Source organism: Rhodanobacter lycopersici, assembly GCF_040812335.1.
Taxonomy (GTDB): Bacteria; Pseudomonadota; Gammaproteobacteria; order Xanthomonadales; family Rhodanobacteraceae; genus Rhodanobacter_A; species Rhodanobacter_A lycopersici.
Genome location: NZ_JBFOHK010000004.1, coordinates 53,567 through 68,372, shown reverse-complemented (window position 1 = coordinate 68,372; position 14,806 = coordinate 53,567). Strand labels below are relative to the sequence as shown.

At 64.1% G+C, this 14,806-nt stretch carries 14 protein-coding genes; 6 read left to right on the top strand and 8 right to left on the bottom strand.

What is annotated here, in order from left to right; genetic code table 11:
* Nucleotides 1-145: 145 nt before the first annotated feature.
* Nucleotides 146-322, top strand: a complete 177-nt coding sequence (locus ABQJ54_RS14220; RefSeq protein WP_077485357.1) for a CsbD family protein — start codon at nt 146-148, stop codon at nt 320-322.
* 89 nt (nt 323-411) lie between these two features.
* Here ABQJ54_RS14220 and ABQJ54_RS14215 read toward each other — a convergent pair whose 3' ends face one another.
* Together ABQJ54_RS14215 and ABQJ54_RS14210 are read right to left on the bottom strand one after the other, a co-directional pair.
* Nucleotides 412-1,725 carry a cation:proton antiporter gene (locus ABQJ54_RS14215; protein WP_367854974.1) on the bottom strand — a complete coding sequence of 438 codons (1,314 nt, stop codon included), beginning with the start codon at nt 1,723-1,725 and terminating at the stop codon, nt 412-414.
* On the bottom strand, nt 1,718-3,001 hold the full coding sequence (locus tag ABQJ54_RS14210; RefSeq protein ID WP_367854973.1) for a DesA family fatty acid desaturase: 1,284 nt from the start codon (nt 2,999-3,001) through the stop codon (nt 1,718-1,720). The genes ABQJ54_RS14215 and ABQJ54_RS14210 overlap by 8 nt, the downstream gene beginning before the upstream one ends.
* A gap of 376 nt (nt 3,002-3,377) precedes the next feature.
* Here ABQJ54_RS14210 and ABQJ54_RS14205 point away from each other — a divergent pair, with 376 nt between their 5' ends.
* A complete protein-coding gene (locus ABQJ54_RS14205) occupies nt 3,378-3,536 on the top strand; it encodes a DUF3309 family protein (RefSeq protein ID WP_367854972.1) in 159 nt (52 codons plus the stop codon).
* Between the two features lie 22 nt (nt 3,537-3,558).
* On the opposite strand, the gene ABQJ54_RS14200 is transcribed toward ABQJ54_RS14205, so the two are convergent.
* From ABQJ54_RS14200 to ABQJ54_RS14175, 6 genes are all read right to left on the bottom strand, one after another.
* Nucleotides 3,559-3,954, bottom strand: coding sequence for a hypothetical protein (locus ABQJ54_RS14200; protein WP_367854971.1), 396 nt, complete (start codon nt 3,952-3,954; stop codon nt 3,559-3,561).
* Nucleotides 3,955-3,990: 36 nt separating this feature from the next.
* On the bottom strand, nt 3,991-4,446 hold the full coding sequence (locus tag ABQJ54_RS14195; protein WP_367854970.1) for a hypothetical protein: 456 nt from the start codon (nt 4,444-4,446) through the stop codon (nt 3,991-3,993).
* A 350-nt stretch (nt 4,447-4,796) separates the two neighbouring features.
* Complete coding sequence (locus ABQJ54_RS14190) at nt 4,797-6,380, bottom strand: phospholipase D family protein (protein WP_367854969.1); 1,584 nt, start codon at nt 6,378-6,380, stop codon at nt 4,797-4,799.
* 162 nt (nt 6,381-6,542) lie between these two features.
* Nucleotides 6,543-7,829 (bottom strand): NRAMP family divalent metal transporter, encoded by a 1,287-nt coding sequence (locus ABQJ54_RS14185; protein WP_367854968.1) that lies wholly within the window; start codon nt 7,827-7,829, stop codon nt 6,543-6,545.
* A 142-nt stretch (nt 7,830-7,971) separates the two neighbouring features.
* The gene (locus ABQJ54_RS14180) at nt 7,972-8,193 is read right to left on the bottom strand and encodes a hypothetical protein (RefSeq protein WP_367854967.1); all 222 of its coding nucleotides are present in this window, start codon (nt 8,191-8,193) and stop codon (nt 7,972-7,974) included.
* 220 nt (nt 8,194-8,413) lie between these two features.
* Nucleotides 8,414-8,740 carry an RcnB family protein gene (locus tag ABQJ54_RS14175; RefSeq protein WP_367854966.1) on the bottom strand — a complete coding sequence of 109 codons (327 nt, stop codon included), beginning with the start codon at nt 8,738-8,740 and terminating at the stop codon, nt 8,414-8,416.
* A 526-nt stretch (nt 8,741-9,266) separates the two neighbouring features.
* Between ABQJ54_RS14175 and tkt the strand changes: the two genes are divergently transcribed.
* The 4 genes from tkt (at nt 9,267) to ABQJ54_RS14155 (ending at nt 14,797) form a co-directional block, all read left to right on the top strand.
* On the top strand, nt 9,267-11,327 hold the full coding sequence (gene tkt, locus ABQJ54_RS14170) for a transketolase (protein WP_367854965.1): 2,061 nt from the start codon (nt 9,267-9,269) through the stop codon (nt 11,325-11,327).
* A gap of 324 nt (nt 11,328-11,651) precedes the next feature.
* Nucleotides 11,652-12,458, top strand: coding sequence for a PRC-barrel domain-containing protein (locus ABQJ54_RS14165; protein ID WP_367854964.1), 807 nt, complete (start codon nt 11,652-11,654; stop codon nt 12,456-12,458).
* A 430-nt stretch (nt 12,459-12,888) separates the two neighbouring features.
* Complete coding sequence (locus tag ABQJ54_RS14160) at nt 12,889-13,308, top strand: hypothetical protein (protein WP_367854963.1); 420 nt, start codon at nt 12,889-12,891, stop codon at nt 13,306-13,308.
* A 1-nt stretch (nt 13,309) separates the two neighbouring features.
* Nucleotides 13,310-14,797, top strand: coding sequence for an ATPase domain-containing protein (locus ABQJ54_RS14155; protein ID WP_367854962.1), 1,488 nt, complete (start codon nt 13,310-13,312; stop codon nt 14,795-14,797).
* Nucleotides 14,798-14,806 lie beyond the last annotated feature (9 nt).

The window sequence follows — 14,806 nt, the reverse complement described above, 5'->3', positions numbered from 1 at the left end:
TACCCCGGAGTCTCGCGCTCAGTACGGAAGCACGCCGGACATCATATCGGCGCCGACGTATGTGTGCCGTCGTACAGAGACGGGACTGTTATGCGCGTAGGTTAGTCATGTCATTGAGGTCGCAATCCGGCGATGGGAGATGATCATGGACAAGAATCGCATCGAAGGTACCAAGCACGAGATCAAGGGTGCAGTGAAGGAGGCCGCAGGGAAAGTCACCGGCAACCCGGTGAAAGAGGCTTCCGGCCAAGCCGAGAAACAGGTTGGTAAGTTCCAGAAGGAAGTGGGCAAGAGCCGCGACGACTACAAGAAGCACACGTGAGCCATGGCCGGCGGCAGGCCATGTCTCCGCCGCCCATGAGTCCGCTGTAACAAACGAAAGCCCCCGGGATGGACCCCAGGGGCTTTCGCTTATGTCCCGGCATCATCGCCCAAGGGTCTCATATACCAGCGCATCAACGTCCGCATCGACGCACCGTGCACCAGGATAGAGACGGCCACGCAAGCCAGGGTGAGCGTGACCAGTTTCTGTGCGAGCGGACCGTTCACGCCATGCCGGATCGCGAACAACAGATAGAACACGGAGCCGATCCCGCGAATGCCGAACCAGCCGATCATGGCGCGTTGGGGCAGGCCTGCGGATCCCCCGAGGGTGCCGGCGAACACGGCCGCCGGCCGTATCACCACGAACAGCAGCGGGATGAACCACCACAGGTCGCGCCACGGAGTCATGTAGGGGAGCATCGCGCCGACGAGCAGCACCATGGTCAGTTCGGCCAGCTTTTCCAGTTGGGCGTTGAAGCCGCGCACGGCATGCGTCATCGTCGCGCTCGCGTGGTGGGAGTGCGTGGCCAGCGCAGCGTAAGCATGCCGATGGAACTGGGGTGCCGTGCCGAGCGACGTCGTCCCGACCTGCGGATGTTCCTTTACCCGTTGCAGCGCCAGGCCTGCGGCGAACACGGCCAAGAACCCCGATGCATGGCAAAGCTGCGCCACGCCATAGGTCACCGCCACGATACCCAGCGAGACGAACTCATCGAGCCCGGTCGCCTGCCGATGGCGCGTGCGCAGGTGCACGAGCAGCCTGCCGATCGCGGCGCTCAGCAGCGCACCGATGCCGAGCCCGCCCACGGTGGCCCACAACACGTCTATCGCCCACCAGCGCCATCCGTACGCACCGAGGGCATGCAGATCCAGCAAGCCGAGGCCAAGCAGCACGAACGGGAAGGCGGTGCCGTCGTTCAATGCACCCTCGCCGGCAAGGCTGAAACGGAGGTCATCGGGATTTGTTCCGCGCTCCGTTTTGACCCCCGAGGCAAGCACGGGATCGGTAGGTGCCAGGATGCCACCAAGCAACACCGCGCCACCCCACGAGAGCCCCAGTCCCCAGACCCCCGCCACAGCGATGAGCCCGACCGTGATCGTCATGGAGACGAAGGCCAGCCGCAGCGACAGTATCCAGCGCCGGTCGAGCAGCGGCACCTCCATCCTCAGACCGACGGTGAACAGCGAGATAAGCAACGCTATCTCGGCTATCCGCCCCAGCAGGTCCGGGTTGCTGCGTGGGTCGGGCGCTATCAGGCCAAGCCAGGCAGGCCCCATGGCGTAGCCGATGACGAGATAAACCATCGCGCTGCTGAGCAGGATGCGGGCGAGCAGCGACCCGGTCAGCACCATCGCAATGAGCAACACGCCGAGCAGGAGCGACCACAACGGGTCAGACATGCGGATCCCGCAGTGGGTGGACGGCCGCATCGCCAGTCGGGCAATGGATGGACGGAAAAGCGGCGTCGGCAGCTGCGACTTGAAAGCCTGGCACGACCATGTTGGCTCCCATGGAGAGGGCGAACCCCTGCAGCGCGTCGATGCCGGTGACCCCGGCCGCACGCACCCATTGCATCATCGACTCCGCCGCGCGATCCGCACGGCGGCTTTCCATCAATGCGGCAAGCTGTGCCCGGAACCGGCAGATGGTGCGCAGGCGCGGCCGGGCATCGATCCACGCATCGAGGCGCTTCCGCTCGTCGGTCGACAACCAGCGGCCGCCGTCGGCCAGCGCGTGGCGCAGGCGTATCGAAAGTGGTGGCGTGTGGCGATCCCTGCGTCGGACTTCCTCGCGCACAACCGGCAAGGTGACCTTGCGGAAGAATTCCGTCATGACTTTCACCCGTGGCGCCAATGTCACCGGCTGTGCCATGCGGATGGCCAGATGGTTCGTCATGTTTGCCTGTTCGATCACGGCGATGCGCTTGACCTCCGCGAGCCCGAGTCTGGAAAGGGCCTTGATGACGAACCATCCCAGATCGAATTCGAAGCGGCGTACCGAGAACTTCGCCGAACCGGGAAAGGCGTGATGGTTGTTGTGCAGCTCCTCGCCACCGACCCAGATGCCAAGCGGCGCGACGTTGGCGGACTTGTCCGCAGTCTCGAAATTGCGATAACCCCACCAATGGCCGATGCCATTGACCACGCCGGCGGCCCAGAAAGGAATCCACATCATCTGGACTGCCCATATTGCCATGCCGCCGACGCCGAACAGGGCCACGCTGATGAACGCCAGCAGCGTCGGACCCCAATTGCAGTGAGGCGTGTACACGTGGCGTTCGATCCAGTCGTCTGGCGTGCCACGGCCGTACTTGGCCAGCAGCTTTCCGTCGTGGCGTGCCGCGGTATATAGCTCGCTGCCTTCCCACAGCAACCGGCGGATGCCGACGATGTAGGGGCTGTGCGGGTCTTGCGCGGTATCGGCGTGCGCATGGTGCTTCCGATGCACGGCCACCCATTCGCGGGTGACCACCGCGGTGGTCAACCAGCTCCAGAAACGGAAGAAATGCGCGAGCGCGGGATGGAAATCGACCGAGCGGTGTGTCTGGCTGCGATGCAGATACAGGGTCACGGTGAATATGGTGAGCTGCGTCGTCACCAGCAGATAAAGCAGCACTGTCGTCGGCCCTGCGTGGAGCAGACCGTGCGAAGCCATGTCTAGCAAGTCATCGAACATGAGGCTCTCTGCTGGGGTCGGTGTGTCTTCTGCTGCGCCACCACATGGCGGACGTGGCGGAGCGGTCGATGGCTGCATCGAGCCGCGGAAGGCTCCTGGCCTTCAGGCGCACGGACGACCCATGCTTTCATCCCGATGCACTGGCGCAAGGTCATGATGCAGTGGGTGGTGTACGCCGTCTGTACCCGACCGCACACAATCCACGGTGCCTATCGCCAAGGCTCTTCCAGAGGCCACAGCGTTCGTTATCGAACAGATCTCGACTCACCACCTGGATAAGGTGATTTGCGGCAAGACACGCATGAAGAATCCTGCCATCCGAGGTCGAGGTTTCCGAGGTGCAGTGCTTGCTTCACCGATTCCAAGGAGAACCGAAATGACCATTGGCACCATTATTCTGGTGGTACTCGTCCTGCTGCTGATCGGCGCGATCCCGCGTTGGTCGTACAACCGGCAATGGGGCTACGGCCCAACCGGTGGCCTGGGTCTCATCGTGCTTGTCGTCGTCGTATTGATCTTGATGGGACGAATCTAGCCTGCGGGCCCGGAACTCGGCTTCATCCGCAAGGGGAGTCATCCATGTCATCGCCGACAGAGATATATGCCAGGGCGGGATCGGCAGTTCCATGAGCCGGCGCCAGCGAGCGTTCGACCGATCGAATCGGCACGCCCCCCGCGGAGAGCCGTCTAAGTTCGACTCGCAGCGACTCGTTTTCCTGCATGAGTCGTTCGTTGTGTTGCAGAAGAATGTCGAAATCCCTCTCGAGATGGCTGTCGCCAATACAAGTTGTAGTCATGGTTTTTCTCGATAATCTGCATGGATGTGGACGGATCGGCTCGGCGAAGCATGCGAACTGGATGCCGGAAGTGGCAGGTGATTCAAGGTGGTCGCCGATTGCCGCTATTTTCTCCGGGGCATCAAGCCCTGGACATTGGCGAGGCTGCTTGGCCATACCTGCCTGCATGCCGCCGGAGCCGCCGCAATCCCGTCACTTTGTCCGCGAGAGCGTGACCTCTCCGACGTCGACGCCAAGATCGATGCCTCTGCCGGTACCGGACAGCGCAAGGGAGACCTCTCCCTTGGTGAGCACCTGCGCCTCGCTTGCCTTGCCGGCTCCCGCATGAGCTTCGGCGTCACCGTAGTGGCCGAGAATCTCCGATATCGAATGCACGTCGGTGAAACGGCCCGTTCCGTCGTCGATACGGGACTTGCCAACGGTCAGGCCACCGCCCCTGGCGACAATCTTGACGTGCATGGACTGGCCATCCCGGCAGGTGACGAGCCCGCGTCCCTCCGACTGCTTGTAGACAAGCGACCAGGTTGAAAGAGAGAACTGCATCGTGCAGTCCAGGTCGGCGGGATGTTGGGCGCGCGCCGGACTCGGATGGACGGCCATGGCCGTGACGATCAAAGCCGAATTCAATGCGAGAAGATGGCGTTTCATGAGATGTGTCCTTTGTCCGCGTTGTCACTTGCCACGCCCATGCGCACGGAAGTGGTGACAGGGGGCGCTGGATGGATGTCTGAACCGGGCCACTTTTGTGGCACCCGGTCACTGGAGGTGTCTGTTGTCCCGGGCGAACTGCCCGATCTTTGGAGATTGCCGCGTAGTTGCGCCGAGAGCAGCGAGTGCGCACAGGCATCATCGAACATCTCTTGCGGGCCGTATGTACGATGCGACACACAGCATTTACGTCGAGCGGATGCGCGATGTGAAAGGACGGATAGCCTTGGTACGTATGTCGGCGGTGGAGCCTGCCTACTCCCTTATTCCTTCTCGCCAACCTTCTCCTCTCAGAGCATGCCCTCGATCGGCAACAGCCGGAGCGTCCATACTTCCAGCCGGCGCATCATGCTGACGCCGGGATCGCGGTCGTAACTCACCGGCTTGCCGTCGTCGCTCGTCAGCCATCGCATCCGGCCGGCGTGCGGCAGGCCTCTCGCGACCAGGATCACCCGATAGGCGTTCGCCGGCCGGGTGGCGTTGTCGAAGAATTGCTTCACTGCGGCCGCCAATGCCGGGCTGTCGACGATGATGCCCATCTCGGTGTTCAGCAGCTTCGAGCGCTGGTCCATGTTCATCGAACCGATGAAGGTTTGTTGCCGGTCCACCACGATCGCCTTGGCATGCAGGCTGACGCCGGACGAGGTGCCCTTGGCGGTTGCCGGTTGCGGCGCGCCGACGGCGGGACGCAGTTCCCACAGCTGCACGCCGCCTTCCAGCAGCGCGCGCCGATGCCGTGAATAGCCTGCATGCACGGCAGGCTCGTCGGTGGAGGCGAGCGAATTGGTGAGTACCTTTACCGTCACGCCGCGTGCTACCAGGCCGACGAGATAACGCACGTCCTGCTTGCTGGGCACGAAGTACGGCGAGATCAGCAGCAGTTCGTGTTGCGCCTGGTCGGTCATCGCCCGGATCTGGGGGGCGATGCGCAGCGCCGGGTTGTCCTGATGCGGTTCGATCTTGGCCGGCTGGTCGGCGACCAGCCTCGCCGGCCCCCAGAACCACGCACCATGGCGGTCGCCCGAAGGGCCGTCGGGATAATCCTGCGTCGCCGCCTGCGCGTAATCCGTTTGCGCGAAGTGGCGTGCGTCGCGCCCGAGGTTGGCGCGCAGTTGCGCCAAGTCGTAGTGGTCGGCGCGCTTGCCGCGGAATGCCGTGACAGGATACGCAGCCGGGCAGTTCCAGTATGCGTCGAACGCGTGCGAGGCCTCCTTCACCACCGGCCCGATCGCGATCAGGTCGAGGTCGCGGAAGTCGGTGGTGCGGTCGACGCTGAAATAGTCGTCGCCGATGTTGCGGCCACCGACGATCGCCACGTTGTTGTCCACGATGAACGACTTGTTGTGCATGCGGTGGTTGAGCCGGCTCGGCGAGAACAGCAGCTGCACGGTCTTGGACAGCAGCGAGGGCTTGCGCGTGTGGAAGGGGTTGAACAGGCGCACCTTGAAGTTCGGGCTCGCGTTCAGCGCATCGAGCATGCCGACCTCGTGGCTCACGTTGATGTCGTCGATCAGCAGGCGCACGCGCACGCCGCGATCCGCCGCGGCCAGCAGGTGCTGCGCCACCAGCCGGCCGGTCGCGTCGTTCTTGAAGATGTAGTACTGCAGGTCGACCGCGTGCTTGGCCTCGTCGATCAGCGCCACGCGGCTCATCAGCGCATTGGTACCGTCGGTCATCAGGCGGAAGCCGGACTGCTGCGGATGCTGGTCCGCCGCGGCATGCACGTAGCGCGCGCTGGGCGTGCTGGTGGTCGGCGGCAAAGCATGGGACGGACGCTTCACGAAATCGGTGCGCAATGCCGAGCAGCCGCTGAGCATCAGCCCGAGCAGCGCCAGCGCCGCGCAAGCGTTCGTACGTCGCAGCCAGACGTTCATGGGGTTGCCGCCGACGCGCAACGGAATCCAGGCGCCTCGCCTCGTTCCGCGTCCATGCCACTGGAGCGCCCGGATCAGGACGCCGGTCCGGTGGTGGAATCCCACCCGGACTCCCCAACTGTGCGCTGCGTGCCGTCAATATGGCGCGACAGCGGATGCTGCTCACTTGCCCCAGGTGACGAACATCACCGCCGCCGCGGCCGCCATCACCGCGGTGGCGAGCCAGCCGAACAGTTTCAGTGTCCAGTGCATGGTGAACGTGCCCATCACCTTGCGCCGCGAGCCCATCAGCATCATCACGACCATCAGTGGCGCTGCTACCACGCCGTTGATCACCGCACTCCAGTAAAGCGCCTTCACTGGATCGATCGACGTGAGATTGAGCGCCATGCCGGCGAGGCTGGCCACCACCAGTACGGCGTAGAAGAATTTCGCTTGGTGCAACTTGTGCTCCAGCCCGGAGCGCTGGCCGAACGCGCCGGCGGCCGCGTAGGCGGTGGCGCCGGCCAGCACTGGCACCGCCAGCAGGCCGGTGCCGATGATGCCTGCCGCGAACAACGCGAATGCCAGCTTGCCCGCCAGCGGTCGCAGCGCCTCGGCCGCCTCGGCGGAGGAAGTGATGTCGGTCTTGCCGTGCGCGTGCAGCACCACCGCGACGGTGAGGATGATGAAGAACGCGATCAGGTTCGAGAACAGCATGCCCACCGTGGTGTCCACGCCGATCCGGCGCAGCGCGCCGGTGCCCTGCCAAGGCGTGTGCTTCAGTGCCTTGCGGCCACTGCCAACGCCCATCTCCTCCACCTCCTGCGACGCCTGCCAGCAGAACAGGTAGGGGCTGATCGTGGTGCCGAGCAGGGCCACCACGCCGACCGCGTACTTGGCGTTCCAGGTGATCGGCGGCATCACGATGTTCCTGAACACCGCCGCCCACGGTACGGGGATCACCATCACCGTGCCCACGTAGGCGAACAGGCTCAGTGTGAGCACTTTCAGGATCGGCGAGTAGCGCGAGAACGGCATGAACAGCTGCAGCCCCAGTGACAGCACGGCAAAGCACAGCGTGTAGAGCAGGGTCGGACCGCCGATCAGCAGCTTCAGCGCCGCGCCCATGGCGCCGATATCCGCCGCCAGGTTGATCACGTTCGCCACCACGATCGAGACCACCAGCGCATAACCCAGCGGGCGGGGGTAGTACTTGCGGATGCCGTCCATCAAGCCCCGGCCGGTGACCCGGCCGATGCCGGCGCTGACGCCTTGAATCGCGATCATCAACGGCATGGTCAGCAAAATGCACCACAGCGTTCCGTAGCCGAACGCGGCGCCCAGCTGCGAATACGTGGCGATGCCGCTGGGGTCGTCGTCGGCGGCCCCGGTGATCAGGCCCGCGCTGAAGCGGCGCCACAGCGGTACGGCCGACTTGCCTTCCCCTGCGGGTGACTGTTCGACCATGGCTTTTGCTTTCGATGGGAGCCTGTTCAATGGCTCCCCGCAGCCTGTCTGGGGGTCATCGGCAGGCTCCGGAGTGCCTCTGTTTCTTACGCCAGCGCCCGGTGTTGGTCTTCGGCGGATTTGCCGAAAGCACGGCCCGCCGTCATGCCTTCACCGCCGGGGGTGTCTGATGCCGCCATGTTCCGCCTTCGTCGACAAAGCTGCCCGCCGCCTGGGAAAGGCTCCATGAGGCGAGCGCTTCGACGGTCAGGCTTATGGTTTTCTCGCAAGGCCGGGATGGATCGTTTACGGCCGCGCGGGATCGCAAATCGGATCCGGAGATGACGGCGCAAACACCGCCATCGTGCAAAATCATGGATTTCAAGAAGGCACTCCTCTGGTGGAGCATGGCGCTGCTGTGGCCGACGTCAGGCGTGTGCGCGAGCCTATTCATGAGGTTCGATTTTTCTCACGGGTCAACACTGAATGACCGGCATGATCTCGGTATCCAATGTCATTGCAGAGAAGGCCGACGGTACGTCAAGGCGGCTCCAGGCATGCACGGGCCCGCCTTTTCATGTGATCGCTTGCCACCTATGGGGGGATCAATGACTCAGCAGAATGCTGCTGATCACGCCGGTGGTCACGGCAACGAGCAGGAAATCGCCATTGTCGCTGCGTACCCAGTGGTACCCTTGCGGCGGCTCACGCAGGTGCTCGGAACGCCAGTCCGACACGACATAGCGGTTGTTGCGGTAATCATTGGGCATGACGCCACCTTTCTTGTACCAGCCTTCATGCGCGCCCCGGTCATGCATGACCGAACTGCTCTGGTGGTGGCCGTTGTTGTCGTGGCCGTCGGATTGGGATGCCATTGCCACACTGGTCATCAACAGGGCCGCGCAAACGGCCATGGCCAATTTCGTTTTCATGACGTACTCCTTCGTGAATGCCATGCTTGCGGGGATGCCGCAAACGGTGACAGTGGCATATGTCTGCGTACGTGCTGTCCAGAGGCAGGTCGTTTCGAAGGCACGGCTACTGCAAGGCGGTTATTGCATTGCATCGACCTGATGCACGGGGGCAAGACGGCGGCGCGGCATCTACTTGCCGCCGTTGTTTTCAACCCAATCGCCGCGATTGGTTTGAGCGCGTCGAATATCGGGTCAGGTCATTTACGCAGAAAATCCGCGGATGATCCGTTCGTTCGCGCACAGACGACACAGAGTGTGCGCGGTGAAGTTTTGTCGCCGAGTTCGGAACCGCCTTGCACGGGAGTGCGCGGTGGCGGGCTTGGACTTGGGCTGTAGCTGTGTCTGCACGTCCGCCTCGCCACGTCGGGTGCTGACACCACGGATACAAGTCTTCATCGGGCGCCCTCCTTCATCGGGCGCCCTCAAGGAAGCGCGACACGCTGCCCGCAATGCCGCGACAAATCCCGCCACCAGGAAGCAAGCCATGTCCGCCGAACTCGACCAGCAATGCGTCAACACCATCCGCTTCCTGTCGGTGGACATGGTGCAGAAGGCCGACAGCGGTCATCCCGGCCTGCCGCTGGGCGCGGCGCCGATGGCCTATGCGCTGTGGACGCGCTGGCTGAAATGCAACCCGCACAACCCGGGCTGGGTCGACCGCGACCGCTTCGTACTTTCGGCCGGCCACGGCTCGGCGCTGCTGTACAGCCTGCTGTACCTGACCGGTTACGACCTTTCGCTGGACGACATCAAGCAGTTCCGCCAATGGGACAGCAAGGCGCCCGGGCATCCCGAACGCGGCCACACGCCGGGCGTGGAAACCACCACCGGGCCGCTGGGGCAGGGCATGGCCAACGCGGTCGGCATGGCGATGGCCGAGGCGCAACTGGCGGCGCGCTACAACCGGCCCGGTCACGCGGTGATCGACCACCACACCTATGCCCTCGTCAGCGACGGCGACCTGATGGAAGGCGTGGCCTCCGAAGCCGCCTCGCTGGCCGGACACCTGCAACTGGGCAAGCTCACCTGCCTGTACGACGACAACCACGTGACCCTGTCCGCCGGTACTGACATCACCTTCTCCGAGGATCGTGCCGCACGCTTCGAAGCCTACGGCTGGCGCACGGTAAGGGTGACGGACGGCAACGACCTCGCCGCGATCGACGCCGCCCTGAAGGCCGCGCGCGCGGAAACGGCACGGCCTTCGCTGATCCTGGTGCGCACGCATCTCGGTTACGGTTCGCCCGAACAGGACAGCTTCAAGGCACATGGTTCGCCGCTGGGCGTGGACGACGTGCGCGCGACCAAGCAGAAGCTGGGCTGGCCCACCGAGCCGGCTTTCCTGATTCCTGATGCGGCGCTCGCCCATTTCCGCGAGGCGGTACAGCGCGGTGCGCAGCACGAAGCGGCCTGGAACGAGCGCGTGGCCGCCTATGCCAAGGTTTTTCCCGAGCTGGCGCGCGAGCTGCAGGGCCGCCTGCGCGACGAGTTGCCGCCGGGCTGGGACAGGGACATGCCGGCGTTTCCCGTCGACGCCAAGGGGTTGGCCACGCGCGATGCCGCCGGCAAGGTGATGAATGCGATCGCGCCGTCGCTGCCCGCGCTGTGCGGCGGCTCGGCCGATCTCGATCCATCCACCAAGACCGCGCTGAAGGGGCAGGGCGATTTCAACCCGCCGCCACCGCAGGGCGAGGATCAGCAAGGTTCCGACGGCGGCGGCTGGAGCCGTGCCGGGCGCAACCTGCATTTCGGCGTGCGCGAGCACGCGATGGGCGCCATCGCCAACGGCCTGGCCGCGCACGGCGGCTTCATCCCGTTCACCGCGACCTTCCTGATCTTCTCCGACTACATGCGCCCGCCGATGCGCCTGGCCGCATTGATGGGCCTGCACGCCGTCAATGTGTTCACCCACGACAGCATCGCGCTGGGCGAGGACGGCCCCACCCACCAGCCGGTGGAACAGCTGGCGAACCTGCGCGCGATCCCCGGGCTCACCGTGATCCGGCCCTGCGACGCCAACGAAACCGCCGCGGCCTGGAAGGTGGCGGTGGAGACGCGCGACCGCCCAGTGGTGCTGGTGCTGACGCGGCAGGTGCTGCCCACGCTCGACCGCAAACGCTATGCGTCGGCGGACGGCCTGCGCCACGGCGCCTACGCGCTGAGCGATGCGCCCGACGGCAAGCCGGACCTGATCCTGATCGCCAGCGGTTCCGAGGTGAGCCTGATCGTGGCCGCGGCGGAACGCCTGCGGGCGCAGGGCATCGCCGTGCGCTGCGTGTCGATGCCGAGCTGGGAGCTGTTCGAGGCGCTGCCGCAGGCCGCGCGCGACGCGGTGCTGCCACCATCCGTCGGCGCGCGGCTGGCAGTGGAGCTGGGTGTGCGGCAAGGCTGGGAACGCTACATCGGCGCGCACGGCGACATGCTCGGCGTGGAGCGCTTCGGCGCCTCCGCACCGGCCGACGTGTTGCTGCGCGAATACGGTTTCACCGTCGACAACGTCTGCAAGCGCGCCGAGGCGTTGCTGACCCGACACGCATTGCGCTGAATCCGGAAAGGCAGCGTGCCGTTACCTCGCCGAAGTTTCCGGAGAGATGGTGGGAGCGTGCATGAGGCTTTCATCGCGGCCCTGCGTGCGCTGTCGCACCGACCCGGGTAGGGATGGCAGGTCAATCTGTGGCGAAGCTTGGAAGGACGGACCATCGCCTGGCGGAAATCGTGACTCGATCCGGGTTTCCATGGCCTGTCATGCAAGCTGCCAAGTCCGGAAGATTTTCCACCGGAACAGTGCTGACGCCAGACGCTCCTCCTTCTTGAAGGCGCTGATGTCTGTCGGTCCTCGGCCACGCAGGAGAAATCTATGTTACGCAGCATGAGCGACCTGGAAAGCTATGCCATCCGCGCAACGGACGGCGACCTTGGTCATGTCAAGGATTTCTATTTCGACGACCAGGCGTGGGTGATCCGCTATCTGGTGGTGGACACCGGAAACTGGCTCTCGAACCGGAAGGTGCTGATCTCGCCCATCGCGGTCGATCGCCCCGACTGGGCCGGGAAGGTACTGCCGGTGTCGATCACCAAGGAACAGGTGCGGAACAGCCCAAGTATCGATACCGACAAGCCTGTTTCCCGGCAGCATGAAATGGACCATCTCGGTTATTTCGGCTATCCGCATTACTGGGGTGGCAGCGGGCTTTGGGGAATGGGCACCTCCCCGTCCTCGATGAGGGCGATGGTCCATGACAGACCACGTGCCGGCCGTCGCGAACCGCTCAATGGAATGGGATTGGGATCTAGGACGGATCGTGACGATCCACACCTGCGTAGTTGCCAGGAGATACTGGGTTATCACATCAAGGCGACCGACGGCGACATCGGACACGTGCAGGGCCTGCTCGTCGAAGAAGACACCTGGGCCATCCGGTACATCGTCGTGGAGACGAGCCATTGGTGGAGCGGGCACCTGGTTCTGATCGTGCCCGAATGGATCCGGCACGTGAGCTGGGCGGAGAACACGGTCGCCGTCAATCTCCGCCGTCAGGCGGTGAAAGGTGCGCCACCGTACGACTCGGCCGCGGAGCTAGACCGCATGCTGGAGATGGACATCTACAAACACTATGGACGCAACGGCTATTGGGCGGAGCACGAAGAACCCGAGTTCATGATGTCCAGGCGATAGCTCCACGACAGGTTGCGGCGCGCTGCGCAGCCTGCCTGATCGGGAGGCGTGCACTGCCACGATGCATGCATCAGTCTCTGCTCCCCACGATGCATGACCGGGGCGGCGGGTTGGGGTTGCGAGGTGCATCAGCGCCTCCGCCTGAACGGTCCGCATGGCTGGTTGCAGGATGCGTCTCCTGGTCTGCCTGTGTCACTGCGACGGCCGGGAGCGGGAAAACTCCTGCACGCGATGACGCACGGAACATTGGGCACGTGGTGGATCGATTGCGGCCGGCACGCCCCCTCTGGTTCGTTTGGCCATCTGATCTTGGGTGAATACGCAAAGCCAGGTCAGAACCCATTTCACGTCGTTTGCCGGTGCCCCTCGCTGCCAACTAGGACGATGTAGACTGCGCAAGCCCGCACCTGCGGACACTCACGGATCACCGATGCAAGCTGAAGCGCAAGGGATCCAGCCGATGTTTGCGCATCTCGCAACCGAGGGCGCCGATGCCGCACGAATTGCAGAGATAGCCGTCTCGATCTGGGATGACGTGGGCGACGCATTGGCACCGATCATCGGCCAGTCCGGCGTCGACGCGCTGATCAAGCGCAGTATTTATCTGACGCGTACCGCGCACCCATGCCTTCGGACCATCGACGAGAACGCGTTGCCCCTCGATGGCTTCCCGGCATTAGGGGCGGTGCTGGCGCAACAGGACCGCATTGAAGCGATCGCGGTGAATGCTGCGCTGCTGCAGAACTTCCATAACGTACTGACCACACTGATTGGCGCATCGCTCACCGAGCGGCTGTTGCGTCCCGTATGGGAAACCCCTCGAGCGGCGATGCCGCGCAGGAAAACATGACATGACCACTGCCAAAGCCACCATCAACCGGTTGCGCACCGGCGTGCCCGGACTGGACGAGGTGCTTGGCGGCGGCCTGCCGGAGTTCTCGTTCAACGTCATCGCAGGGCCACCCGGCTGCGGCAAGACCACGCTGGCACACCAGATGATGTTTGCGCTGGCCACGCCTGCACGTCCGGCGCTGTACTTCACCGTGCTGGGCGAACCGCCATTGAAGATGCTGCGCTACCAGCAACAGTTCGACTTTTTCGACAACGACAAAGTCAATCACGCGATCCACTTCGTCAATCTTGCCGAAGAGACCGCTACCGGCGACTTGACCCGGGTACTTGCGCGTATCGTCGCCGAGGTCGAAGCGCACGGGCCCGCCCTGGTGTTTGTCGACTCGTTCCGCTCGGTGATCCTGGCCGGGCAGGGCGGTGGCCAGGGCTTCATCAGCCTGCAGCAGTTCGTGCAGCAGCTGGGCATGCTGATGACCAGCTGGCAAGCGACCACCTTCCTCATCGGGGAGTACTTCAGCGACAGCGACCCTAGTCCGATATTCACCGTGGCCGATGGTCTGATCTGGTTGCGCCAGAGCGTTCAGCGCAATTCGATGGTGCGCAAGCTCGACATCCTGAAGATGCGCGGTCAGTCCACGCTACCGGGTTTGCATACGTTCCGCATCGGCATGGCTGGCCTGCAGGTGTTTGCGCCGCCGCCGGTGGCCGACGTGTCGGCGGATCTTTCCAATCCCCCGCCCACGGAGCGACTGTCGATGGGCGTGCCCGGACTCGACGCAATGATGGGCGGAGGCCTGCCGCGCGGCTACTCGCTGCTGGTGGCTGGCCCGTCCGGGTCGGGCAAAAGCATCCTGGCGGCGGCATTCCTGGTCGAAGGTGGGCGCCGCGGCGAAACCGGCGTGATTGCCGCCTTTGAGCAGCGCGCCACGCAGTCGCGTGGCCAGCAAGTAGCCGGATTGATCGAAAGCGGCCGTATCGGCGTGGTCGATACCAGCGCACCGGGTCTGTCGGTAGACGAGGTCGCCATGGTGCTCACCGCCGAAGTGCAGCGGCTCAAGGCCAGCCGCGTGGTGATCGACTCGCTGTCGGGCTTTGAACTCTCGCTGGCGCCCACTTTCCGTGAGGACTTCCGCGAAGCACTGGCGCGGATGGTGTCCGCATTGGCCAGCACCGGCGTCACCGTGCTGATGACCTCCGAGCTTGAAGACCGCTACACCGAACTGCGCTTCAGCCCCTACGGCACGGCTTTCCTGACCGACGCAATCATTGTCCAGCGCTACATCGAGGTGGAGAGCCGGCTGCAGCGCATGATGGCGGTGCTCAAGATCCGTGCCAGCATGCACTCGACCGAATTGCGCTTGTTCCACATCGACGACGACGGCATCAAGATCGACCAGATGCTGACCAACTACGAAGGCCTACTGGGAAGCAGCCCCACGCGCAGCCAGCCTGGACCTCGACAGCGAAGCGGTCCTGACGATGGTTGAGCGCCGCGC